Annotated in this window: 18 protein-coding genes; 5 read left to right on the top strand and 13 right to left on the bottom strand. The window is 69.0% G+C overall.

The window, feature by feature from the left end; genetic code table 11:
* Positions 1 to 20 precede the first annotated feature (20 nt).
* Complete coding sequence (locus AC1DNC_RS09470) at positions 21 to 1,172, top strand: glutamate--cysteine ligase (RefSeq protein ID WP_476862310.1); 1,152 nt, start codon at positions 21 to 23, stop codon at positions 1,170 to 1,172.
* A gap of 29 nt (positions 1,173 to 1,201) precedes the next feature.
* Here AC1DNC_RS09470 and tsaD read toward each other — a convergent pair whose 3' ends face one another.
* The 6 genes from tsaD to AC1DNC_RS09500 all read right to left on the bottom strand — a co-directional run bounded on the left by tsaD (position 1,202) and on the right by AC1DNC_RS09500 (position 6,612).
* Positions 1,202 to 2,329: a tRNA (adenosine(37)-N6)-threonylcarbamoyltransferase complex transferase subunit TsaD gene (tsaD, locus tag AC1DNC_RS09475; RefSeq protein ID WP_476862311.1), complete on the bottom strand. Its 1,128-nt coding sequence runs from the start codon at positions 2,327 to 2,329 to the stop codon at positions 1,202 to 1,204.
* The gene (gene rimI, locus AC1DNC_RS09480) at positions 2,326 to 2,817 is read right to left on the bottom strand and encodes a ribosomal protein S18-alanine N-acetyltransferase (protein ID WP_476862312.1); all 492 of its coding nucleotides are present in this window, start codon (positions 2,815 to 2,817) and stop codon (positions 2,326 to 2,328) included. The genes tsaD and rimI overlap by 4 nt, the downstream gene beginning before the upstream one ends.
* Before the next feature lie 53 nt (positions 2,818 to 2,870).
* Complete coding sequence (tsaB, locus tag AC1DNC_RS09485; protein WP_476862313.1) at positions 2,871 to 3,542, bottom strand: tRNA (adenosine(37)-N6)-threonylcarbamoyltransferase complex dimerization subunit type 1 TsaB; 672 nt, start codon at positions 3,540 to 3,542, stop codon at positions 2,871 to 2,873.
* Between the two features lie 2 nt (positions 3,543 to 3,544).
* Positions 3,545 to 4,207 carry a tRNA (adenosine(37)-N6)-threonylcarbamoyltransferase complex ATPase subunit type 1 TsaE gene (tsaE, locus tag AC1DNC_RS09490; protein WP_476862314.1) on the bottom strand — a complete coding sequence of 221 codons (663 nt, stop codon included), beginning with the start codon at positions 4,205 to 4,207 and terminating at the stop codon, positions 3,545 to 3,547.
* Positions 4,204 to 5,427: an alanine racemase gene (alr, locus tag AC1DNC_RS09495; RefSeq protein ID WP_476862315.1), complete on the bottom strand. Its 1,224-nt coding sequence runs from the start codon at positions 5,425 to 5,427 to the stop codon at positions 4,204 to 4,206. The genes tsaE and alr overlap by 4 nt, the downstream gene beginning before the upstream one ends.
* 93 nt (positions 5,428 to 5,520) lie before the next feature.
* Positions 5,521 to 6,612 (bottom strand): carbohydrate kinase family protein, encoded by a 1,092-nt coding sequence (locus AC1DNC_RS09500; RefSeq protein WP_476862316.1) that lies wholly within the window; start codon positions 6,610 to 6,612, stop codon positions 5,521 to 5,523.
* Positions 6,613 to 6,694: 82 nt separating this feature from the next.
* Here AC1DNC_RS09500 and AC1DNC_RS09505 point away from each other — a divergent pair, with 82 nt between their 5' ends.
* Entirely contained in the window at positions 6,695 to 8,113 is a 1,419-nt protein-coding gene (locus AC1DNC_RS09505; RefSeq protein ID WP_476862317.1) for a family 4 glycosyl hydrolase, read from the top strand.
* Positions 8,114 to 8,255: 142 nt separating this feature from the next.
* Here AC1DNC_RS09505 and AC1DNC_RS09510 read toward each other — a convergent pair whose 3' ends face one another.
* The gene (locus tag AC1DNC_RS09510) at positions 8,256 to 8,792 is read right to left on the bottom strand and encodes an N-acetyltransferase family protein (protein ID WP_476862318.1); all 537 of its coding nucleotides are present in this window, start codon (positions 8,790 to 8,792) and stop codon (positions 8,256 to 8,258) included.
* A gap of 94 nt (positions 8,793 to 8,886) precedes the next feature.
* On the opposite strand from AC1DNC_RS09510, the gene mshA reads away from it, so the two are divergent.
* From mshA to AC1DNC_RS09525, 3 genes are all read left to right on the top strand, one after another.
* On the top strand, positions 8,887 to 10,152 hold the full coding sequence (gene mshA, locus AC1DNC_RS09515) for a D-inositol-3-phosphate glycosyltransferase (RefSeq protein ID WP_476862319.1): 1,266 nt from the start codon (positions 8,887 to 8,889) through the stop codon (positions 10,150 to 10,152).
* A 97-nt stretch (positions 10,153 to 10,249) separates the two neighbouring features.
* Positions 10,250 to 11,989, top strand: coding sequence for a formate--tetrahydrofolate ligase (locus tag AC1DNC_RS09520; RefSeq protein WP_476862320.1), 1,740 nt, complete (start codon positions 10,250 to 10,252; stop codon positions 11,987 to 11,989).
* 314 nt (positions 11,990 to 12,303) lie between these two features.
* Positions 12,304 to 13,245, top strand: coding sequence for a DUF559 domain-containing protein (locus AC1DNC_RS09525; protein WP_476862321.1), 942 nt, complete (start codon positions 12,304 to 12,306; stop codon positions 13,243 to 13,245).
* A 204-nt stretch (positions 13,246 to 13,449) separates the two neighbouring features.
* Here the strand turns inward: AC1DNC_RS09525 and AC1DNC_RS09530 are convergent, their stop codons facing one another.
* The 6 genes from AC1DNC_RS09530 to AC1DNC_RS09555 form a co-directional block, all read right to left on the bottom strand.
* Entirely contained in the window at positions 13,450 to 14,535 is a 1,086-nt protein-coding gene (locus tag AC1DNC_RS09530) for an inositol-3-phosphate synthase (RefSeq protein ID WP_476862322.1), read from the bottom strand.
* 193 nt (positions 14,536 to 14,728) lie between these two features.
* Positions 14,729 to 15,766 (bottom strand): L-glyceraldehyde 3-phosphate reductase, encoded by a 1,038-nt coding sequence (gene mgrA, locus AC1DNC_RS09535; RefSeq protein WP_476862323.1) that lies wholly within the window; start codon positions 15,764 to 15,766, stop codon positions 14,729 to 14,731.
* A 15-nt stretch (positions 15,767 to 15,781) separates the two neighbouring features.
* Positions 15,782 to 17,557: a malto-oligosyltrehalose trehalohydrolase gene (gene treZ / locus AC1DNC_RS09540; RefSeq protein ID WP_476862324.1), complete on the bottom strand. Its 1,776-nt coding sequence runs from the start codon at positions 17,555 to 17,557 to the stop codon at positions 15,782 to 15,784.
* A gap of 37 nt (positions 17,558 to 17,594) precedes the next feature.
* Positions 17,595 to 19,919 (bottom strand): malto-oligosyltrehalose synthase, encoded by a 2,325-nt coding sequence (gene treY / locus AC1DNC_RS09545; protein WP_476862325.1) that lies wholly within the window; start codon positions 19,917 to 19,919, stop codon positions 17,595 to 17,597.
* On the bottom strand, positions 19,916 to 22,156 hold the full coding sequence (gene glgX, locus AC1DNC_RS09550) for a glycogen debranching protein GlgX (protein ID WP_476862326.1): 2,241 nt from the start codon (positions 22,154 to 22,156) through the stop codon (positions 19,916 to 19,918). The genes treY and glgX overlap by 4 nt, the downstream gene beginning before the upstream one ends.
* A gap of 91 nt (positions 22,157 to 22,247) precedes the next feature.
* Positions 22,248 to 23,771: an NAD(P)H-hydrate epimerase gene (locus AC1DNC_RS09555; RefSeq protein WP_476862327.1), complete on the bottom strand. Its 1,524-nt coding sequence runs from the start codon at positions 23,769 to 23,771 to the stop codon at positions 22,248 to 22,250.
* Between the last annotated feature and the right edge of the window lie 4 nt (positions 23,772 to 23,775).

The raw sequence follows: 23,775 nt of genomic DNA on the forward strand, positions 1-23,775 counted from the left end.
TAAAACAGTGAAGGGACCACATGAAGATTGATTTCGCTTCATCCAGGCAATCAACTCTTGGTGTGGAATGGGAACTGGCGCTCGTCAACGCCGAAACCGGCGAGCTGGCCTCGGTGGCCAACGAGGTGCTCCGCGGCGTGTCCGCCCGGCATCCGGAACTCAACGAGGATGACGAACATCCGCACATCAAGCAGGAGCTGCTGCTCAACACGGTGGAACTCGTCACCGGCATCTGCACCACCGTGGCTGAAGCGAAAGCGGATCTAAGCAGTTCCCTTGCCGCGGTGCGCGAGGTCACCGACCCGATGGGCGTGGAGGTCTTCTGCGCCGGCAGCCACCCCTTCAGCCCCCCGCAGCTCCAGCCCGTCACGGACAAGGCACGCTACGCCAAGCTGATCGACCGCACCCAGTGGTGGGGCCGCCAGATGGTCATCTACGGCGTGCACGTGCACGTCGGCCTCGACCGCCGCGACAAGGTCCTGCCCGTGCTGGACGGCCTCGTCAACTACTTCCCGCACTTCCAGGCGCTGTCCGCCTCGAGCCCGTTCTGGGGCGGCGAGGACACCGGCTACGCCTCGCAGCGCGCACTGATGTTCCAGCAGTTGCCGACGGCGGGACTGCCGTTCCAGTTCGCCAGCTGGGAAGAATATGAGTCCTACGTCCAGGACATGTTCACCACCGGTGTGATCGATACCCTCTCGGAGATCCGCTGGGACATCCGGCCGGTCCCCAACCTCGGCACCATCGAGATGCGCATCTGTGACGGCCTGGCCACGATCGAGGAAGTGGGCGCCATCGCCGCCCTCACCCAGTGCCTCGTGGACGAGTTCTCCACCATCCTGGACAACGGAGGCACCATCCCCACCATGCCGCCCTGGCACGTTCAGGAGAACAAATGGCGTGCGGCCCGCTACGGGCTGGAAGCAATCATCATCCTCGACGCCGAAGGCAACGAGCAGCTCGTCACCGACCACCTGCGCGAAACGCTGAAGAGGCTGGAGCCCGTCGCCGCCAAGCTCGGCTGCAGCGCGGAGCTCGCCGACGTCGAAAAGATCATCGAACGCGGCGCCGGCTACCAGCGGCAGCGCCGCGTCGCCGCGGAGCACGGCGGAGACCTGCGCGCCGTCGTCCTGGACCTGGTCGAGCAGATGCGCAAGGGGCCCGAAGCCTAGCTCCCCTGCCCGGGCGCCGGACCGGCTTCCTAGGCGGAGACGCTCGTTACCGGCATCGACGAGTCCGGTGCGAAGCCGATCCCGCTCGGCGCGGTTCCGGACATCACCAGCTGCGCACCGAGCGCGGCTACCATGGCGCCGTTGTCCGTGCACAGCGAGAGCGGCGGCACTGTCAACCGGATTCCTGCGGCGCTGCAGCGCTGCTCGGTCAGCTGGCGCAGCCTCGAGTTCGCGGCCACTCCCCCGCCGAGCAGCAGTTCGGTGATGCCGTTTTCGCGGCAGGCGAGGACTGCCTTGGCGGTGATGACATCCACGACCGCCTCCTGGAAGGCCGCCGCGACGTCGGCCACCGGCACTGCCTCGCCGCGCGCCTCAAACTGCTCCACGCAGCGGGCGACGGCGGTCTTGAGACCGCTGAAGGACCAGTCGTAGCGGTGCGGGCCGGGTTCCTCGGCGGTCCCCATGTATTTCGGCTGGGTCAGTCCGCGCGGGAAGCGGATCGCCTTGGCGTTGCCGGTGCGCGCGAGCTTGTCGATGGCCGGGCCGCCCGGGTAGCCAAGCCCCAGCAGCCGGGCCACCTTGTCGTAGGCCTCGCCGGCGGCGTCGTCGATCGTGGACCCCAGCAGCTCGACGTCGTCGGTGATGCTGCGGATCCGGAGGATCTCGGTGTGGCCGCCGGAAACCAGAAGGGCACCGAGGTTCTCGGGCAGGGCGTTCGGGCCGGGCGCGGCCTGCGGGCCGGCGTCGTCGGGGCCGTCCTCTTTGGGCTCGAGCAGGCCGACGCCGACGTGCGCCACGAGGTGGTTGATCGCGTACAGCGGCTTGCCGGTGGCAACCGCGAGCGCTTTGGCCGCGCAGACGCCCACCATCAGCGCACCGGCGAGACCCGGGCCGGAGGTGACGGCGATGGCATCGACGTCGTCCAGGGTCACCCCGGCTTCGGCGAGGGCTTCCCGGAGGGTCGGGACGAAGGCGTCCAGGTGCGCGCGGGAAGCAATCTCGGGGATCACGCCGCCGAAGCGCACATGCTCCTCCATGGAGGACGAGACTGTGTTGGCCAGCAGCCGGGTGCCGCGGACAATGCCGACGCCGGTCTCGTCGCAGGAGGACTCGATCCCCAGCACCAGCGGGGCGGAGCTGCGTGGGTGGTGGTTCATTCTGGGCCTGTTCCCCTTTGCTGTGTGTGGTCCGCGGTGCTGCCCGGAAGTGCGCCGTCGGTCTTGTGCAGCTCGAGGCGCATGATCAGTGCGTCGACGCCGTCGCGGTAGTAACGCGGGCGGATGTGGATCTGCTCAAAGCCGAAACGCCGGTAGAGCTGCTGGGCCCGCGGGTTGTCAGCGCGCACCTCCAGCAGCACATCCGCGGCGTGCCGCCGCCTGCTCTCCCGGATGAGCTCGGTCAGCAGCGCCGAACCGATGCCCCGCCCTTCCTGCTCGGGCACCACCGCGATGGTCTGCACGTCCGCGATGGGTTCGATGCACATCAGCCCGGCGTACCCGACGATTGCGCCGCCGGACTCGGCGACGAGGTAGCGCCGGGTCTCCGACTGGGCGAGCTCGTCGGCAAACATCTGCAGCGGCCAGGCGTCCACGGGGAACAGCCGCAGCTCGAGCGCGTGCACGGCCGGGATGTCCGCGGGAACCATGCTCCTGAGGTTCACTCCGGCCGGGGGCGTTGCCGGCGCCGTTTCCGCGGCGTTCACAGGGCACGCTTCCGCGGGCCCGGGACCTGCGCGTCCGACTCCCGCAGGTACAGCGGGGTGGAGTCCAGGAGCTGCTCCCCGGCAGCGAGCCGCGCCAGCGCGAACTGGCCCAGCGAGAGCGCCTCGGGCTGCCGGGTGGCGAACTCGGGGACGGCGTTGAGCACGTCCGGGTAGAGGCCGGCGCCCGCGCCGAAGACGGGAAGGTCCGGCAGAACGGCGGCGGAGCCCACATGCGGACCGTCCACCAGTTGCGGCAGCTGGCTCCCGGCCAGCGCGTAGCGGGCCCAGTAGACCTCCTTGCGCCGCGCGTCGGTTGCGACGATGAACTCGGCCGCCGCTTCCGTGGACTCCGCCACTTCCAGGGCGATGGCGTCCAGGCTCATGAGCCCGACAAGCGGCTTTTCCCAAACGAAAGCCAGGCTGCGGGCGGTGACGATGCCGGAGCGCAGTCCGGTGAAGGGGCCCGGCCCCACCCCGGTGACAATGAGGTCGACGTCGGAGCCGCTGAGGCCCGCATCCGTGAGCAACTGCTCGATGCCCGGGGCAAGGACCTCGGCGTGGCTGCGGGTGTCCTCGGTGGCGAAGCTGCCGACGACCGATTCGAGCGAGTCGTCGGAAACGAGCGCCGCGCTGGCAACGGCCGAGGTATCGATGGCGAGAATCAGCATCTTCAGTCCGTTTCCGGGGTCTCGGGCAGCTCGGTGGTACCGGGCAGGTCAGATATACCGGGCAGGGCAGATATCCCGGCCAGGGGGGCCGGCGGCTCGGCCCAGCGGGGGCCGAAGCCGCGGAACACTATGGTCCTGGGCTCGTCGTCGGCGTCGTCGGTGTCGAAGTCCAGCACGCCGGCGGCGGCCTGGGGGCTGGTCGGCTGGGTGCTGGCCGGTTCGGAGCCGGCGGGCTGGGCGCCGCCAAGCTGGCGGTGCAGCTCAACCTCGAGCCGGCTTTCGCTGAGGTGCTCCACCCGGTCACGGCCCCATTCCACGACGGTCACCGCGCTGTCCATGGTGTTTTCCAGGTCGATGTCGTCGATTTCCGAAGCCGAGGCGAGCCGGTACGCGTCAACGTGGACGAGGTCCGGGCCGCCCGGACGCGGGCCGTCCGGCAGGTTCGGGTGGATCCGCACCAGCACGAACGTGGGCGAAATGATCCCGGCGCGGACGCCGAGGCCTTCGCCGAGTCCCTGCGTGAAGGTGGTCTTCCCGGCGCCAAGCTCGCCTGTGAGCACCAGCAGGTCGCCCGCCTCCAGGACGGCGCCGAGCGAGGCCGCGAGGGCGTGCGTTTCCTCCGCGGTCCCGACTTCCAGGGTCCGCTCCCATGCCGGGTGGCTCACTGCGCAGCCCCTTCGCCGGCGGCGGGGTCCTCGTTGATGTAGCGGCGCGGTACCCGAGGGCTGATGCGGGTGACGATTTCGTAGTTGTTGGTGCCTGCAGCCCTGGCCCAGTCCTCGGCTGTGGGACCGCCGTCGGCACCGTCGCCGAACATCACCGCTTCTGCGCCCAGCAGGCTGGGGCCACCCGCGGAGACCTGCAGCGGGCCGAGGTCGATCACCATCTGGTCCATAGCGATGCGGCCCACCACAGGGTAGTTCACCCCGCCCACCCGGATGGGGCCGCCGGTGGCGACCCGGGGCACGCCGTCGGCGTAGCCCAGCGGGACAAGGCCCAGGGTGCTGGCGCCGCTGGTGCGGTAGTTGAGTCCGTAGGAGACACCCTGGCCGGTGGGGACGTCCTTGCAGTGCGCAACGATGGTGCGGACCGTCATCGCCGGGCGGAGCCCGACCTCCGCAGATCCCTGCCCTTCGAACGGGGAGAGCCCGTAGATGCCCAGGCCCACGCGGACCAGGTCGAAGTGGGTGTCCGGGCGGGACAGGGTCGCCGGGGTGTTGGCGAGGTGGCGGACCTCGGGGTCGACGCCGGCGTCCTGGGCCATCGCCAGGACCTCGCGGAAGGCGGCAAGTTGCTCGTCGGTTTCGGGCCGCTCGGGTTCATCCGCTACGGCCAAGTGCGAGAAGATCCCGACGACGCGCAGCAGGCCCTGGTCCTGGTATTCCATGGCCTCGCCCAGCAGCGTGTCCCAGGTCTCGAGCGTGGCGCCGTTTCGGCCGAGCCCGGTGTCGACTTTCAGGTGGATCCGGGCCGGGCGTTCCTGCTCGCGGGCTGCGGCCACGATCCGGCCCAGCTCCCAGCCGGAGCAGCCGATGTCGATCCCGGCGGCGACGGCGGCGGCAAAGTTACTCTCGGGGGTGTGCAGCCAGGCGAGCAGCGGCGCCTCGATCCCGGCGGCGCGCAGGGCAAGCGCTTCGGAGATATGCGCGACGCCGAGCCAGCTGGCGCCCGCCTCGAGCGCGGCACGGGCCACCGGGATGGCCCCGTGGCCGTATGCGTCCGCCTTGACGACGGCCATCACCTTCGCCGGCGAAGCGACCTTGGCCAGCCGACGGACATTGTGCCGGATGGCTTCGAGGTCGATAACGGCCGAGCGCTCCTCGACATGGTCCGGACGCGCTTCCGCCACCGGCCGGAAATCACCTGTTGCTGCTGGGTATATCACTTTACGATTCTACGGGTGGTGGCAGAGGGTGCTGAATTCCGCCGGCGCCGCGCACCGCTGGACATGCTCATCCCCCGCCGTACCCCCGGCAGGCTACGCGTCGGACAGGTGCGCGATGGTCGCCGTCGCCCGTCGTTGCGCCTCCGGCGGGACGTCGCGCACGATGTCTTCCAGGAAACGGTAGCGGCGCAGCCATTGACTGCCCTGCCGTTCCTTGCGCGCGTTGGCCCGCTGCCACCAGTCGGCGAGGTCTCCCCAGCCCGGGGCGGCCAGCGAGCCGCCGACCTGCTGCACGGCAAGGGCCGCGCACAGGTTGGCGAAACGGAGCCGGTCCCCCAACGGCCAGCCGGCCAGGCAGCCGACGATGAATGCGGCCCCGAAGCAGTCCCCCGCACCGGTGGGGTCGAACGCGGCAACGGGCAGCGACGGCACCCACTCCTCTTCACCGGTCTCGGAGTCCACCGCCATGGAACCCTGCGGGCCCAGCGTCACCACGGCCACCGGGACCTTATCCGCGAGCGCGTAGAGCGCGGCCCAGGGGTTGTCCTTGCCGGTGAAGGCCATGGCCTCCTGCTGGTTGGGCATGAAGGCGTGGAAGTACCGCAAGTTTTCCAGCCTGGCCGGTGCCCACGTCCCGGTGGGATCCCAGCCGACGTCGCCGAAGAGCCACACCCCTGCCCGGTGCGCGTCGACAGCCCATGGTTCCAGCTCTTCACCCAGATCGGCGACGGCGGCGAGCGCGGGCGGCGGGCAGCCGATCAGTTCGCTCGAGCTGACAGGTGCCGGGTGTCCGTGCGTGACCATCGAGCGGTCCTTCTCGACGCTCAGCGACACGGTGACCGGCGAGTGCCAGCCGGGAACGCGCCGTGAGAGGGAAAGGTCCACATGTTCCTGCCGGTCCAGGATTTTCCAGTTGTAGTCGCCGTAGCCGTCGTCGCCGAACGCGGCAGCCAGACCGGTGCGCAGGCCGAGCCTGGCCGCGGCGATAGCCTGGTTCGCCACCCCGCCGGGGCAGCTGCCCATCCCGTCGCTCCAGATTTCCGTCCCGGGCCGGGGTGCGTGCGGCAGCCCGGTGAAGATGATGTCCTGGAACACAGTGCCCGTCAGGAGCAGGTCGAATCCTCCCGCCGCGGGGGTACGGACGGCGGCGAGCGGGTCGAAGCGCGGCGCTGGAATCGCGTCCATACACGGCACACTACGCCGTCCGGGTGGTCCGGGAAAGACGTCGCACAGGGCCCTCCGGCGCGGCTCGGAATAGACTGCTGGCATGCGGCTCATGATCGCCGGCGGCGGCGGATTCCGGGTGCCCCTGGTTCACCGGGCGCTTTGCACCGGGCCCTTCGCCGGGCTGGTCCGGGAGCTGGTGTTATACGACGTCGACGCCGGCCGGCTCGCCGCGATCGAGGCGGTGCTCGCCTCGCTGCCGGGCCGGGATCCGGGCGGCGGCCCGTCGGTACGCACCACCACTTCCCTGGCCGAGGCGCTGCACGGCACGGACATGGTGTTTGCCGCCATCCGTCCAGGCGGCACCGCCGGACGGATCGCCGATGAGCGCGTGGCGCAGGAGCTGGGCGTCCTTGGCCAGGAGACCACCGGTTCCGGCGGCATCTCATACGCCCTGCGCACCATCCCCCCGATGCTGTCCCTGGCTGCGGCCATGAAACGGTTCTGCCCCGGGGCGTGGCTGGTCAACTTCACGAATCCGGCGGGCATGGTGACCGAGGCATTGGTGCCGGTACTGGGCGACCGGGTGGTGGGCATCTGCGATTCGGCCGGCGGCCTGGTGCACCGCGCCGCGCTGGCTGCCGGCGTCGTGTTGCCCGAGGGAAGCCTCGACGGCATCGGCTACTACGGACTAAACCACCTGGGCTGGCTGTATCGACTTCAGTCCGCCGGCCGGGACGTCCTCCCGGAGCTGCTCACCGATGCCCGGGCGCTGGCCGGCTTCGAGGAGGGCCGGCTCTTCCCGCAGCCTTTCCTCGCCGGACTGGGCTGCCTCCCGAACGAGTACCTGTACTACTACTACGAGACCGCCCGCGCCTTGGCCGCCATGCAGGGCGCAGCCCAGACCCGCGGCCAGTCCATCCACCGGCAGCAGTCCGAGCTGTATCCGCGGCTCGCGTCTGCCGGTCCGGAGGCGTACCGGCTCTGGGATGCCGCGCGGCGGGCCCGCGAGGAGGGCTACCTGGCGGAGGCCCGAACCGCCGGCGAGCAGCGGGACGAAGTGGATCTGGCCGGCGGCGGGTATGAACGAGTCGCGCTGGCGGTGATGCGCGCCCTCTCCGGTGGCGGCGCCGCCGAACTGATCCTCAACACGCCCAACACAGCGACGGCGCAGGACGGGTCACGGACCCCCGCGATCCCCGGGCTGCCGGTGGACGCCGTCGTCGAGGTCCCCTGCAGGGTGGACGACGGCGGCGTGCGGCCGCTTCCGCAGGACCGTCCGGGCGACGCGCAGCTCGAGCTGATGCTGCGGATCAAGGAGGTTGAACGGCTCGTGGTCCAGGCGACTGGGCAGGGGCCCGGGAGCCGGCGGCGCGCTGCGGCCCTCGCCGCGTTCGCACGGCATCCGCTGGTCGATTCGGACGTGCTCGCAGGGCGGCTGCTCGCCGGCTACGAGGCCGCGTTCCCGGATTTGGTGCGGCTCTGGCGGGGCGAGGCCCGCCGTTCAGGGGACGGTTCCTAGTCCGCTCAGCCCGTCCGGCGGCCTGTCTCATTGCCCTCGCTCGGCCCTCAGAGGCCCAGCCTAATTGCCCTCGCTCGGCCCTCAGAGGCCCAGCCTAACCGCGCCGCTCGCAAATGTCTTGGGTTGAATCTGCGCGGGGCAGCTACAGCTTGCGGTACATCACATGCAGGCCCACATAGCCCAGTTGCGGGTGCCGGAAGGCCTCCGGGAGGGTTGCGAGGACCTCGAAGCCCATGGCCTGCCATGCGGCGACGGCCCGGACGTTGCTTTCCACCACGGCGTTGAACTGCATGGCGCGGAAGCCGGCGGCGCGCGCGGCGTCCAGGGAGTAGGCGCACAGTGCGCGGGCTACACCCCGGCCGCCGTAGCCGGCCCGGACCATGTAGCCCGCATTGGCGACGTGGCTGCCTCCGCCGCCCTGGTTGGCGTGCAGTTCGCCGGTGCCCAGCACGACGCCGTCGAGCTCGCCGTTCCCGACTGCGACGAAGGTCCGGCCCGGTGCGGTCTTGAACCACTTGGCGCGCGCCTGGTCCTCGGTGGTCCCGCGGTCCCAGGTGAAGGTCTCCCCGGCCCGGATCACCGGCTCAAGGATCTCCCAGATGGCGGCCCAGTCCTCCGCGGTGGCTTCGCGGATCTCCCAGGACGCGGCGGCCGGCCGGACATCTGCGTTCTCGCTCATAGCCGCCACGCTAGCAGCCGGCCGCCCGCGAAGCCGCCGTGAGTTCAGGAGTAATGTTTTATCGAATCCACGTCACGCGAAGGGAAGGAAGAGAATGCCGCTGGTCCGCCGTGTCGCATTCCTCTCCCTGCACACCTCGCCGATGGAACAGCCCGGCTCCGGGGACGCCGGCGGCATGAACGTGTACATCCGCGCCCTCGCCGCGGCCCTGGCGGAGACCGGCGTCGAGGTGGAGATCTTCACACGGTCCACCGCGGCGGGGCAGGCCGCCGTCGAGCACCCCAGCCCGGGAGTCTGTGTCCACAACGTCCTCGCCGGACCGCCGCGGAAACTTCCCAAGGAGGAACTGCCGGCGCTGCTGCACAGCATGGTGGCCGAGATTGACCGGATCAAGCAGCTGCAGCCGCACGGCCGCTACGACGTCATCCATTCCCACTATTGGGTCTCGGGGGTCGCGGGCCTTGAACTCTCGGAGCTGTGGGGGGTGCCGCTGGTGCACACCATGCACACCATGGCCAAGGTCAAGAACCTGCTGCTGGAGTCCGGCGAACAGCCCGAGCCGCGGCGGCGCGAGGAGGGTGAGCACCGGATCGTCGACGGCGCCACCCGGCTGATCGCCAACACCGGCGCGGAAGCCGCCGAGCTGGTCTCGCACTACGACGCCGACCCCGACCGCATCGACGTGGCGCCGCCGGGAGTGGACCTGTCCGTCTTCACGCCCGCCTTCCGCAGCCGCGCCCGCAGCCAGCATGGCGTCCCGCCGGGCCGCTTCCACCTGCTCTTCGCCGGACGGATTCAGCGGCTCAAGGGCCCGCAGATCCTGATCAAGGCGGCCGCGCTGCTGCGCGCCCGCCGCCCGGACATCGATCTGCAGCTGACCATCCTCGGCGCAGTCAGCGGGGCGAAGGATTTTGACCTCAAGGCCCTGATCACCGCTGCGGGGATGGACGACGTCGTCACCCACCATCCGCCGGTCAGCGCACCCAAACTGGCCGGCTGGTACCGCTCGGCCGACGTCGTCGTGATGCCCTCCTACAGCGAATCCTTCGGCTTGGTGGCCCTGGAAGCCCAGGCCTGCGGGACCCCTGTGGTCGCCACCAAAGTGGGCGGCCTGTCGCGGGCGATCTTCGACGGCCGGACCGGCCTGCTGGTGGAAGGGCACAAGGCCGCGGACTGGGCGGATGCGCTGGAGGCCCTGCACGACGACGCTGCCACCCGGGAGGACATGGGCCGTGCCGCGTCGGTGCACGCCCAGGGCTTCGGCTGGCAGCGCACCGCCGCGATTACGATGGAGAGCTACCAGTCCGCATTGGTCCAGTACCTTGGAACACGAAGCATCCCGGTGGGCCACACACACTGACCGGGAGGCAGCACGGAATCCAGGCAGAGCGCCTGGAAGGGCGTTTCGCCGGAACCGCCGGCCGCAGCGCCCCAAAGCCACGAGCTGAAGGGCAACGATGTCTGAGAACACCACGGAGACCGCAGGGGCCAGCGCCACGGCCGGACAGCCGGCAGTGTCGCCCGTCCTGAGCGATCTGGAGATTGCGCAGCGGGCCACCATGCGGCCGATCGAGGACGTGGCCGCCGCGGCCGGAATCAACCCCGAGGCGCTCGAGTTCTACGGCCGCTACAAGGCCAAGATCGATCCCGCCAAGCTGAAGCGGGACGGTGCACACGCGCCCGGCAAGGTGGTGCTGGTTTCGGCGATGTCCCCCACCCCGGCCGGTGAGGGCAAGTCCACCACCACGGTGGGCCTGGCTGATTCCCTGGCCCGCGCCGGGCACCGGGTGATGATCGCGCTGCGCGAACCCTCGCTCGGACCGATCCTCGGCATGAAGGGCGGCGCGACCGGCGGCGGCTACTCCCAGGTGCTGCCGATGGACGAGATCAACCTGCACTTCACCGGCGACTTCCACGCCATCACCTCGGCGAACAACGCGCTGATGGCTCTCGTGGACAACCACATCTACCAGGGCAACGCGCTGAACATCGATCCGCGCCGGATGACGTTTAAGCGGGTGTTGGACATGAACGACCGGGCGCTGCGCGAGGTCGTGATCGGCCTCGGCGGCCCCACCCAGGGCGTGCCGCGGCAGGACGGCTTCGACATTACGGTCGCCTCGGAAATCATGGCCGTGTTCTGCCTGGCTACGGGCCTGGACGACCTGCGCTCCCGGCTGGGCCGGATCACCTTCGGCTACACCTACGACCGTGAGCCGGTAACGGTTGCCGACCTCGGCGTCCAGGGTGCCCTGACCATGCTGCTCAAGGACGCGATCAAACCGAACCTGGTGCAGACCATCGCGGGCACGCCGGCTCTGGTGCATGGCGGTCCATTCGCCAACATCGCGCACGGCTGCAACTCGCTGATCGCCACCCAGACGGCGCGCAGCCTGGCCGACGTCGTCATCACCGAGGCCGGCTTCGGCGCCGACCTGGGCGCGGAAAAGTACATGGACATCAAGTCGAGGATGGCCGACGTCGCCCCGGCCGCCGTCGTCGTGGTGGCCACGATTCGTGCGCTCAAGATGCACGGCGGCGTCGCCAAGGACCAGCTCAAGGAGCCCGACGTCGAGGCGTTGGCCGCCGGCGTCGCCAACCTGCAACGGCACGTTCGCAACGTGGAAAAGTTTGGCATCACCCCGGTGGTGGCGATCAACAAATTCGGCACCGACAGCCAGGAGGAGCTCGACTGGCTGCTGGACTGGTGCGCCGCGGAGGGCGTGCAGGCAGCCGTGGCCGACGTCTGGGGCCGAGGCGGAGGGGGCGACGGCGGCGATGAACTCGCGGCAAAGGTGGCCGCCGCCATCGACGCGCCGCACGGCTTCCGGCACCTGTACCCGCTGGAGATGTCGGTGGAGGACAAGATCCGAACCATCGTGCAGGAGATTTACGGGGCCGACGGCGTCGACTTCTCCGTGCCGGCGCTCAAGCGGCTCGCGGAGATCGAGAAAAACGGCTGGACCTCGATGCCGGTCTGCATGGCTAAGACGCAGTACTCCTTCAGCGACGACGCCACCAAGCTTGGCGCGCCGAAGGGTTTCACCGTCCACGTCCGGGATCTCATCCCCAAGACCGGTGCCGGCTTCATCGTGGCGCTCACGGGCGCGGTGATGACCATGCCGGGCCTGCCCAAGGTCCCGGCGGCGATGCGAATGGACGTCGACGCCGACGGAAACCCCGTGGGCCTCTTCTAGCCCCGGACGCTCCCTCACCTCCGGCGCGTTTCCGCCGGACGCTCCCTCACCTCCGGCGCCATTCCGCCCGATGCTCCCTCACCTCCGGCGTCCCCCAAACCCGTCGCTCCCTCACCTCCGGCGCCCCCAAACCCGTCGCTCCCTCACGTCCGGCGCCCCCAAACCCGACGCTCCCTCACATCCGGCGCCTCTAAACCCGACGCTCCCTCACCTCCGGTGCCATTACGCCGGACGCTCGCTCAGATCGTGCGCGGCGACAGAGGCAGCTGTGGATAACTCCTGCACGGCTTTTCAAAGTCGCTCACAATGCCAGCATGAGAACAGAGCTACCCGGCGTGCTGGCGGCAGGTCCTTTTACCCTCGCGACTGCGACGGCATTGGGAGTGCCCAGGGCCAGGCTCCGGCAGGCGGACTTCAGGCACGTCAGCCGGGGTCTGTACCGGCCAGCGGGTTGGAGCTTCGAGTTGGAGGCTGCGGCCCGCGCGCTGTCCGCAGCTTCCCCCGGGGCATGGATCTCGCACGTTACGGCGGCTCAACTTCGCAGCCAGCTCTTGCCGCCGTGGCTCTCGGATTTCGAGGAGTTGCACCTGAGCAAGCCGCGCGCGCTCCCCGAAGTCCGTCGTAAGGGGATCGTCGGACACACGGTTATTGCGTTCGACGACGAGATTGAGACGGCGGACGGCATCAGGATCAGTACTAGGCCCCGAACGTGGCTTGACCTGGCCCGGCAATTGAGCCTGCACGAGCTTGTCTGCATGGGAGATGAGCTCGTTCGGATCCCCCGGTTCACTCTTGAGGGGCGGAGTGAGCCTTTCGCGACCGTAGAGGGGCTGCGGGAGATGCTGCGCCGTCATCCAAACCTGCAGGGGATCGTCCGCGCACGGGAGGCCCTTGATCTGATGCGGGTGGGAGCCGATTCAGGGCCCGAGACCCTCCTCCGCCTCGCGATGTGCGACGCCGGGCTTCCTGAGCCGGAGCTGCAGATAGAGCTGCGCCCGGGCAGTGCGGGGACGCCGACTGCGGACCTTGGGTATCGGCGTCGGCGCCTGGCGGTCCAGTACGACGGCGGGCACCACCTGCTCCCTGCCCAGATCTTTAGCGATCGCCGGCGAGACAAGGCCTTCGAAGCGGCGGGGTGGACTGTTTTGCTTCTGACAAAAGATGACCTTGCTGATGGCTTCGGTGGTGCAATCGCCAGGATCAAGCAGGTCCTCCGCGCTGCCTACGTCAGCCCGTCGGCCGCCGCCGGCTTCTAGAGCCGATCTGAGGGAGCGTCCGGCTCGAACCTACCGAATGTGAGGGAGCGTCCGGAAGAAACGGGCCGGACGTGAGGGAGCGTCGGGAAGGAAGGCCGCCACGTACGCCGGAAACCACAACGCTCCCACACCATAGGTGCGGGAGCGTTGGGTTGAAACGCGCCAGAAGTGAGGGAGCGCCCGCCGAGGGCAGGGCGAAGGGGCTTAGCGCTCCAGGTCGCCGCGGATGAAGGCCTCGACCTTTTCGCGGGCGAGGTCGTCGTTGAACTGCTCCGGCGGGGACTTCATGAAGTAGCTCGAGGCGGAGAGCAGCGGGCCGCCGATGCCGCGGTCCAGGCCGATCTTGGCGGCGCGAACGGCGTCGATGATCACGCCGGCGGAGTTCGGGGAGTCCCAGACCTCCAGCTTGTATTCGAGAGAGACGGGGGCGTCACCGAAGTTGCGGCCCTCGAGGCGCACGAACGCCCACTTGCGGTCATCGAGCCACTGGACGTAGTCCGACGGGCCAATGTGCACGTCCTTGGCGGCCAGGTCGGCTTCCACGTTGGAGGTGACGGCCTGGGTCTTGGAGATCTTCTTGGACTCGAGGCGGTCGCGCTCCAGCATGTTCTTGAAGTCCATGTTGCCGCCGACATTCAGCTGGTAGGTGCGGTCCAGGGTGACGCCGCGGTCTTCGAAGAGCTTGGCCATGACGCGGTGCGTGATGGTGGCACCGATCTGGCTCTTGATGTCGTCGCCCACGATCGGCACGCCGGCTGCGGTGAACTTGTCCGCCCACTCCTTGGTCCCGGCGATGAACACCGGCAGGGCGTTGACGAAGGCCACGCCGGCGTCAATCGCGCACTGGGCGTAGAACTCGGCCGCTTCCTGGGAACCGACGGGCAGGTAGCAGACCATGACGTCGACCTGGGCGTCCTTGAGCGCCTGGACAACGTCGACCGGCTCCTCCGGGGACTGCTCAATGGTCTCGAGGTAGTACTTGCCCAGGCCGTCGAGGGTCGGGCCGCGCTGGACGGTGACGCCGGTCGGCGGGACGTCGGCAATCTTGATGGTGTTGTTTTCGCTGGCGAGGATCGCGGCGGAGAGGTCCTGGCCAACCTTCTTGCCGTCGACGTCGAAGGCCGCCACGAACTGGACGTCGTTGACGTGGTACTTGCCGAATTGCACGTGCATCAGACCCGGGATCGTGGCCTGGGGATCGGCGTCCCGGTAGTACTCGACGCCCTGGACCAGCGAGGTGGCACAGTTACCCACGCCGACGATTGCAACACGAATCGGATTTGTAGACACGAAACTCCCTTTGAGAACAAACTTCACGCGCCCGGCGCGGCCGCACTCTGATGTACGACGGCGGCAAACGGGCACAACGCCATGCGGCGCCCTTAGCATTCTAGTCAACGGCGGCGGGAGCTAAGTTGTTCCCGGCGCCGGTACCGAATCTGTTACGGCCGGCGGCGGCGCCACGAAACCGCCGGCCAGCAGCTTACTTCTGGGCCCAGAGGTTGATGTCGGACTCGACGGCGAACTCGTCGATCGCGTCCAGCTCATCGGCCGTGAAGTCCAAGTTGTTGATCGCGGCCAGGGTGTCTTCGAGCTGCCGGACGCTGGACGCACCGACCAGGGCCGACGTCACCGAGGTGCCCTTGCCCTGTTCGCGCAGGATCCAGGCGATCGCCATCTGTGCGAGGGTCTGGCCGCGGCCTTCCGCGATCCGGTTGAGCCCGCGCACGCGGTCCAGCTTTTCCCCGGTGATCATGCCTTGGTCCAGGGACTTGTCCTGCGCGGCGCGGGAGTCCTCCGGGACGCCGTTGAGGTAGCGGTCGGTGAGCATGCCCTGCGCCAGCGGCGAGAAGGCGATGGCCCCGGCTCCTACTCGTTCCAGCGCCTCGTACAGGCTGGGGCTGCCGTTCTCGGTCCAGCGGTTCAGCATCGAGTAGCTCGGCTGGTGGATCAGCAGCGGGGTGCCCAGTTCCTTGAGGATCCGGGCCGCTTCGAGAGTCTGTTCCGGGGTGTAGGAGGAGATACCCGCGTACAGCGCCTTACCGGAGCGGACGGCCTGGTCCAGGGCGCCCATGGTTTCTTCCAGCGGGGTTTCGGGGTCCGGGCGGTGGCTGTAGAAGATGTCCACGTAGTCCAGGCCCATCCGCGTCAGCGACTGGTCCAGGCTGGCCAGCAGGTACTTCCGGGAGCCCCAGTTGCCGTAGGGTCCGGGCCACATGTCGTAGCCGGCCTTGCTGGAGATGACGAGTTCGTCCCGGTAGGGCTTGAAATCGTCCTTGTAGTGGCGGCCGAAGTTGGTCTCGGCGCTGCCGTAGGGCGGGCCGTAGTTGTTGGCCAGGTCGAAGTGGGTGACGCCCAGATCGAAGGCGCGGCGCAGGATGGCGCGCTGCACCTCGAAGGGCTTGTCATCGCCGAAATTGTGCCAGAGGCCGAGGGAGATGGCGGGAAGTTTCAGTCCGCTGCGTCCCACCCGGCGGTAGGGCATGGTGTCGTATCGGTTCTCTGCTGCAAGGTAAGTCATGCGTTCTATCCTGTCCTATCGGGAGACGACGGCGGCGCTGTGGCCGGGCAGCCCGGCCCGGCCTCCGGTCAGCGTGACGCCGTCCTCGGTTGCCAGCAGCAGCGAGCCGCCGGTTACGGGGATCTGGCCTGGTTCGGCGGAGAAGTTCATCGCCACCTCCACGGTGCCGCGGCGCAACAGCAGCCAGCCCTCGTCTTCACTGAAGTCGACGGAGGTCTCGGCGAAACCGCCGTCGGCGAGTTCCGGCGTCGCGCGGCGCAGCGCGATCAGTTTCCGGTACAGCTCGAGCAGCCGGGCATGCTCCCCCGACCCGGCTTCGGACCAGTCCAGCTTGGAGCGGGTGAAGGTCGCCGGATCCTGCGGGTCGGGCACGACGGCGGGGTCCCAGCCCATCCGTTCGAATTCCTTGATCCGGCCCTCCGCGGTGGCCTTCCCGAGCTCGGGTTCCGGGTGCGAGGTGAAGAACTGCCAGGGGGTGGTGGCGCCGTATTCTTCGCCCATGAACAGCATCGGTGTGAACGGCGAGGTCAGGGTGGCGACGGCGGCGAGCGCCAACTGGCCGTAGCCAAGGCTCTGGGAGAGCCGGTCGCCGGTGGCCCGGTTGCCGATCTGGTCGTGGTTCTGGCTGCAGACGACGAGCGCGGCCGGGTGCACGAGGGAGGTGTTGATGGGCCGTCCGTGGTGCCGTCCCCGGAAACTGGAGTAGCTGCCGTCGTGGAAGAAGCCCTTTTCCAGGACCTTGGCCAGCGCCTCCAAGGAATCGAAGTCGCTGTAGTAGCCGGTGGTTTCGCCGCTGACGTTGACGTGGACCGCGTGGTGGAAGTCATCGCTCCACTGCCCGGTAAGGCCGTAGCCGTTGGCGTCCCGGGGGTAGAGGAGCCGCGGGTTGTTCAGGTCGGACTCGGCAACCATGGTCGCCGGGCGCCCGGTTTCGGCGGCGATTTCATCCGCGAGCGCGCCGAAGTCCTCCAGCAGGTGGACCGCGCGTTCGTCCTTGAAGGCGTGCACGGCGTCCAGCCGCAGGCCGTCCACGTGGTAGTCGCGCAGCCACATGGCGGCGTTGTCGAGGATGTAGCGGCGGACGACGTCGGAACCGGCGCCGTCCAGGTTGACCGAATCACCCCAGGTGTTCCCCTCCCCCGATTTGAGGTAGGGCCCGAACCGGGGCAGATAGTTGCCGCTGGGGCCGAGGTGGTTGTAAACGACGTCCTGGATGACGCCGAGGCCCGCCGCGTGGGCAGCGTCGACGAAGCGCTGGTAGGCGGCCGGACCGCCGTAGCCCTCGTGCACGGTGTACCAGAGCACGCCGTCGTAGCCCCAGTTGTGGGTGCCGTTGAAACCGTTGACCGGCAGCAGTTCCACGAAGTCGACGCCGAGGTCGGCGAGGTAGCCGAGCTTGCCGATCGCGGCGTCCAGGGTTCCCTCCGGCGTGAAGGTGCCCACGTGGAGCTCGTAGATGACGCCGCCCTGCAGCCCGCGGCCCTTCCACTGGCCGTCGGCCCACTCATGGCTGCCGGGGTCGAAGGTGCGGGAGAGCGAGTGGACGCCGCCGGGCTGGCGGCGGGACCGCGGGTCCGGCAGCGGGGTGCTGTCCCCGTCCAGAAGGTAGCCGTAGTCGACGTCCCCGGACGCCGGGGCGTCCGGGGCGCTCCACCAGCCCTCACTGCCTGCACTCCCCACGCCGGCGGCCCGGGTCATCGGGTACTTCGTGCCGTCGGCGAGGAGCGTGACTTCCTGCGCGTCCGGTGCCCAAAGATCGAAGCGTGCGGTTCCGTGTGCGGGCAGAGTCATTGCCGTTCCCCTCTATCGGTTCGTCTGTTCGTGCGTGTCAGGCAGCCGGTGCCAGCAAGGCAACCGGGTAGTCGCGGAGGATCTCCGCCACGTCCACCGTGCCCGGGCCAAAGGACCTGCCGCTCAGCTGGTCCGTCATGGCGACGGCGAGGCTGATGGCGGTGTCCTGCCAGCCACCCCGCTCCGCCAGGCCGCGGGGCAGCCTCGTGGCCAGGGTGATGGCACCCGGTGCGTCCGCCCCGCGGTCAAAGGCGACCAGGTGATCCGCAGCCGCTCCGGTGGCCGGGACCGGGGAGTAACCGGTGAACAGCTCCGGGGCGTCCCGGCGCAGCCGCAACGCCCGCGAGGTGACCAGCAGTTTCGCCGCGTCCTCCCGGTACGACGCCGGACGCTCACCGGCGTCGAGCGCCGCCAGCGCGGCCTGCCGGGCGCCGAAGTCGAACGGACGCCGGTTGTCCGGATCGGTGAGCGACCGGTCCCAGAACTCGGTGCCCTGGTACACATCCGGCACGCCGGGCATGGTGAGCTGGACGAGTTTGGCGGACAGTGCGTTGGCGGAGCCGTACGGATCCAGCAGGGCGACCAGCGAATCCAGTTCCGCGCGCACCTCGGCGTTGTCGAAGGCCGCGTCGACCGCGGCCGACAGCTGCTTCTCGAAGTCCTCGTTCGGATCCAGCCAGTCCGTCGAGTTGCCGGCTTCGCGGGCCGCCTTCTGGGCGTAGGACTGCAGCCGTTCCCGGTCCGCGGGCCAGACCCCGGCAATGGCCTGCCAGAGCAGGTTGGCCAGCGGGCCGTCCGGCAGCGGCGCGAGCTCCTGGAGCCGGCGCAGCGACGCCGTCCACTCCGGGGCGAGTTCCGCGAGCACGGAAATCCGCGCCCGGGTGTCCTCGCTGCGCTTGGTGTCGTGGGTGCTGAGCGTGGTCATGGACAGCGGCAGTTCAGCCTGGCGCCGCGCCATCCGGGCATGGAACTCCTCCGTGGACAGCGCGAACTCGGTGGGGTCGGCGCCAACCTCGGTGAGGGTGCCCAGCCGGGTGTAGCGGAAGAAGGCGGTGTCCTCGACGCCCTTGGCCATCACCATGCCGGAGGTCTGCTGGAACCGGCGGCCCAGCTCGGCGTCGGCTCCGGGGCCGGCGTGCAGCAGCAGGGGCAGCAGCGCCTGCACCACAGGTTCCAGTTCGGGGCGGCGCTGGACGGCGAGTTCGCACGCTTCGCGCAGCACGTCCTCGCCCTCAGGCAGGTAGCTGCGGTAGACCGGGAAGGCTGCGGTGATCTCGGACAGCGCATCCACGGCCGCTGCCGCGCTGAGCCCGGCGGAGGCCGGCACCAGCCGGGCGAGCCGCAGCATCTCCGAATGCAGGATTCCATCCGTGATCCGCCGCTTGGTGCCGCGGATCATTTCCTCGTAGTCCGCCGCTTCGCCGCCACGCAGCGAGGCGTCCAGGGCGTCGAGCCCGGCCTGGCCGGCTGGATCGACGAAGAGCCGGTCCACGTCCGCGAGGGCGTCGTACCCGGTGGTGCCCTCGCACTCGAAGGCCGCCGGGAGTTCCTCCCCCGGCTCGAGGATCTTCTCGATCAGCAGGTAGGCCCCGCCGGTCGCCTCGCGCAGCCGGCGCAGGTAGCCGGCCGGATCCGCGAGGCCGTCCGGGTGGTCGATCCGCAGGCCGTCAACAAGGCCTTCCCGGAACCAGCGGACGATCTCGGCGTGGGCTTCATCGAAGACCTCCGGGACCTCAACCTTGATCCCGGCGAGGGTATTGACCGCGAAGAACCGGCGGTAGTTGAGCTCGTTGTCCGCCCGGCGCCAGCCGACCAGTTCGTAGTGCTGCCGGTCGTGGACCTCGCTGGGGTTGTCCCCCTCGGCGTAGCTGCCCTCGGCCAGCGGGAAGCGGTGGCCGTAGTACCGCAGTTCACCGTCGCGGATCTCGAGCGCGTCCACATCCGAGTCTTCGCCCAGCACGGGGATCCGGATCCGGCCGCCGCCGAAGTCCCAGTCGACGTCGAACGCCGGGGCGTACGGTGACTGCTGCCCTTCCTTGAGCAGCGACCACCACCACGGGTTCTGCACCGGGGTGGCGACGCCGACGTGGTTCGGCACAATGTCGACGAGCACGCCCATGCCGGCCTCCCGGGTCGCCTTGGACACGGCCGCCAGCCCCTCCGGGCCGCCGCGTTCCGGGTCGATCGCGGCGGGGTCGGTGACGTCGTAGCCGTGGTCCGAGCCCTGCTCCGCCGTGAGGATCGGCGACAGGTAGACCCAGTCGACCCCCAGCGATTTCAGGTAGGGCACGGTCTCCGCGGCATCCTGCAGCGTGAAGCCCTGCCGGATTTGCAGCCGATAGGTTGAGACAGGCGTCCTCATGAAGCGGTTGCCTTCGCCTCGCTGGCTTCCGCCGCCTTGGTCTGGGCCTCAGCCATTTCCTCCTGGGCGTCCTCGTGCTCGGCCATCGAGGCCAGCGACGCGGCGGCAGAGTAGTCCACCTCGACTTCCGGGCCCGAGTAGGCGCGCAGCACCACCATCGACTTGGCCGCCAGGGTCAGGGTGGTCCCGGCCTTGAGCGGTTCGTAGGCGTCGGCCTGGGCCGCGGTGTCGATGAGGACCTCCCAGTTCGGGGAGTACTCGTCGGCCGGCAGGCAGAAGTCAACGTTGTCGTCGTGGGCGTTGAAGGCCATCAGGAAGCTGTCGTCGGTGATCCGGCGGCCGCGGGAGTCCTGTTCCTGGATGCCGTGGCCATTGAGGAACACGCCGATGGTGCGGCCGAAGCCGCTGTCCCAGTCCTCGGGCAGCATTCCGGTGCCGTCGGTCTTCAGCCAGACGATGTCCGGCAGCTTCTCGCCCTCGCCGCGGACGACAGGACGTCCGTCGAAGAACCGGCTGCGGCGGAAGGTCGGGTGGTCATGGCGGATCTTGTTGACGAAGGCGGTGAACTCCACGAGCGGCTGGTCCATGGCTTCCCAGTGGATCCAGCTCAGTTCGGAGTCCTGGCAGTACGTGTTGTTGTTGCCCTGCTGGGTGCGGCCGAGTTCGTCGCCGTGCAGCAGCATCGGCACGCCCTGGGAGAGCAGCAGGGTGGCGATGAAGTTGCGCTGCTGGCGGGCGCGGAGGGCGAGGACGGTTTCGTTGTCGGTGTCGCCTTCCTCGCCGCAGTTCCAGGAGCGGTTGTGCGATTCGCCGTCGTTGTTGCCCTCACCGTTGGCGTCGTTGTGCTTCTCGTTGTAGGACACCAGGTCCCGCATGGTGAAGCCGTCGTGGGCGGTGACGAAGTTGATCGAGGCTACCGGGCGCCGGGCCGAGCTCTCGTACAGGTCGGCGGAGCCGGTCAGGCGGGACGCGAATTCGCCCAGCGTGGACGGTTCGCCGCGCCAGAAGTCACGGACCGTGTCGCGGTACTTGCCGTTCCATTCGGTCCACTGCGGCGGGAAGTTGCCCACCTGGTAGCCGCCGGGGCCGACGTCCCACGGCTCGGCGATGAGCTTGACCTGGGACACGATCGGGTCCTGCTGGATGAGTTCGAAGAAGGTGGACAGCTTGTCGACGTCGTAGAACTCGCGGGCCAGCGTGGAGGCCAGGTCGAAGCGGAAGCCGTCAACATGCATCTCCGTGACCCAGTAGCGCAGGGAGTCCATCAGCAGCTGAAGGGAGTGCGGGTGCCGGACGTTGAGCGAGTTGCCGGTACCGGTGTAGTCCATGTAGTGCTTCTGGTCGCCGTCGACCAGGCGGTAGTAGGCCTGGTTGTCGATGCCCTTGAAAGACAGGGTGGGACCGAGGTGGTTGCCCTCTGCGGTGTGGTTGTAGACGACGTCGAGGATGACCTCGATGCCCGCGCGGTGCAGCTCGCGGACCATCGCCTTGAATTCCTGGACCTGGTGTCCGATGTCGCCCGAGGAGCTGTAGGTGTTCTGCGGCGCGAAGAAACCGATCGTGTTGTAGCCCCAGTAGTTGTTCAGGCCCTTCTCCACCAGGGTGCCGTCGTTGACGAACTGGTGGACCGGCATGAGTTCGATCGCGGTGACGCCGAGCTTCTTCAGGTGCTCGATGACGGCCGGGTGGGCGACGCCGGCGTAGGTGCCGCGCTGTTCCTCGGGGATCTCCGGGTGGAGCTCCGTGAGGCCTTTGACGTGCGCCTCGTAGATGACCGACTCGTGGTACGGGATGCGCAGCTGGCGGTCACCGTCCCATTCGAAGAACGGGTTGATGACCACGCCGTGCATGGTGTGCGGCGCGGAGTCGGCGTCGTTGCGCGAATCGGGGTCGCCGAATTCGTAGGAGAAGAGCGCCGGGTCCCAGTCGATCTGGCCCTGGATGGCCTTCGCGTAGGGGTCCATCAGGAGCTTGTTGGGGTTGAAACGGTTTCCGTTCGCCGGATCGTACGGGCCGTGCACGCGGTAGCCGTACTTCTGGCCGGGCTGGATCTGCGGCAGGTAGCAGTGCCAGACGTAGCCGTCCACTTCGGTCAGTTCGATCCGCGTCTCGCTCAGATCGTCCGCCAGGAGGCAGAGTTCCACCCGCTCCGCTTGCTCGCTGAACAGGGCGAAATTGGTGCCGGTGCCGTCAAAAGTGGCTCCCAGCGGGTAAGCCGTTCCGGGCCAGACTTCCATGTGTACTCCTCGTGCGATGCGGACAATCTCTAGACAGACTACTTGTAAGTAAGGTTACTAATTTACCGGAGGTGCTTGGTGGGCGCTTTTGTTACAGCTTCGCGATGACCTCCGGCAGGGCCAGGGCAATGTCCGAGGCCGTCAGCGGGCCGCCGCTGGAGGCGTCCGTTCCGGCGCGGCCATGCAGGCTCGCCGCCATCGCGGCAATGGCGGCCCACCGGTCCGGGCCGTCGAGCCCTGAGGCTTTGAAGGCATCGGAGCCTTCCGCGAGCTGGGCCAGCAGCGCACCGAGCACGCCGGCCAGCACGTCGCCGCTGCCGGCCGTCGCCATCCAGGGGCTGGCCTCGGCTTGGCTGAAGATCGCTCCCGAGGGCGCCGCCACCAGGGTGGTAGCCCCCTTGAGCAGCACGGTTGCTCCGGTGAGGCCGCTGGCCTGGCGGACGGCGGCGAGGGTGGCGTCCTCAACGGCGGTGCGGCCGGGTCCGGCGCCGTAACGCTCCAGCAGGCCGGCCAGTTCGCCGGCGTGCGGGGTGAGAACGGTGTGCGGGGACAATTCCCGGGGCAGGGCCGGGAGTGCCCCGGCGTCGGCCACGGTGGGAAGGCCAGCGGCAGCCGCCTCGCGGACGCGCTCCAGTTGCTCGTGGGCCCCGTCGTCAAGTCCCGGCCCCAGCAGCCAGGCCTGGACGTGCGCGTCGGCGACGGACGTGCCGCACACCACTTCGGGGCAGGACTGGCGAACCAGGTCCGCGACCTCCGGCGGGCCTACGTAGCGGACCATGCCGGCACCTGCGGCCAGCGCGCCGCGGCAGGCGAGCACGGCCGCCCCCGGGTAGCGGGCGGATCCGGCGACGACGCCGAGCACGCCCCGGGAGTATTTGTGTGAGCGGCGTCCCGGATGCGGCAGGAGAGCCGCCAAGTCGGCTGTTTCCAGGCGCCGCAGCTCGGGGTCCGCCAGCGCGTGCTCGATGCCGATCGGGATGGTCCGGATGCGGCCGGTGAAGTCTGCTCCCGGGTCGGCGAGCAGGCCGGCCTTCGCCGCGCCGAAGCTCACGGTCACGTCGGCGGCCAAGACAGGGGCGTGCGCTTCGCCGGTATCGGCGTCGACGCCGCTGGGGATGTCGCAGGCCACCACCAGCCCGGGCCGGCTGCGCTGCAGTTCCTGGACCAGGACGCCGGCCGCTCCCCGAAGGCCACCCTGGGCGCCGGTACCCAGCACCGCATCGATAACGACGTCGGCTCCGGCCGCGTCTGCAGCCAGCTCCCTGGCGTTGCCGTCGCTGAGTTCGGTGTCCCGGCCGCCCGCGGCGCGGAACGCTGCCAGCGCTTCGGGGTGGGCTTCGCCGGCGGTGAGCACCGCCGTCGCCCGCAGGCCGCGGCGGGCCAGCAGCCCAGCGGCGTAGAGCCCGTCTCCGCCATTGTTGCCCTTGCCGGCCAGCACGCTCACGCTGGACCCGTAGGCCTTCAGTCCGCGGTTCCGGAGTTCCCGGATCACCGTGTTGGCGAGCCCGTAGGCCGCCCGCTGCATGAGAACAGCGCCCATACCGGGGTCCGCACTCGCCTCAAGAAGCTGATTCTCGAGGCCTCGAATGTGGGTTCCGGTATAGGCGCTGATCATGGTG

This window comes from Arthrobacter sp. 01N442 (assembly GCF_056399345.1).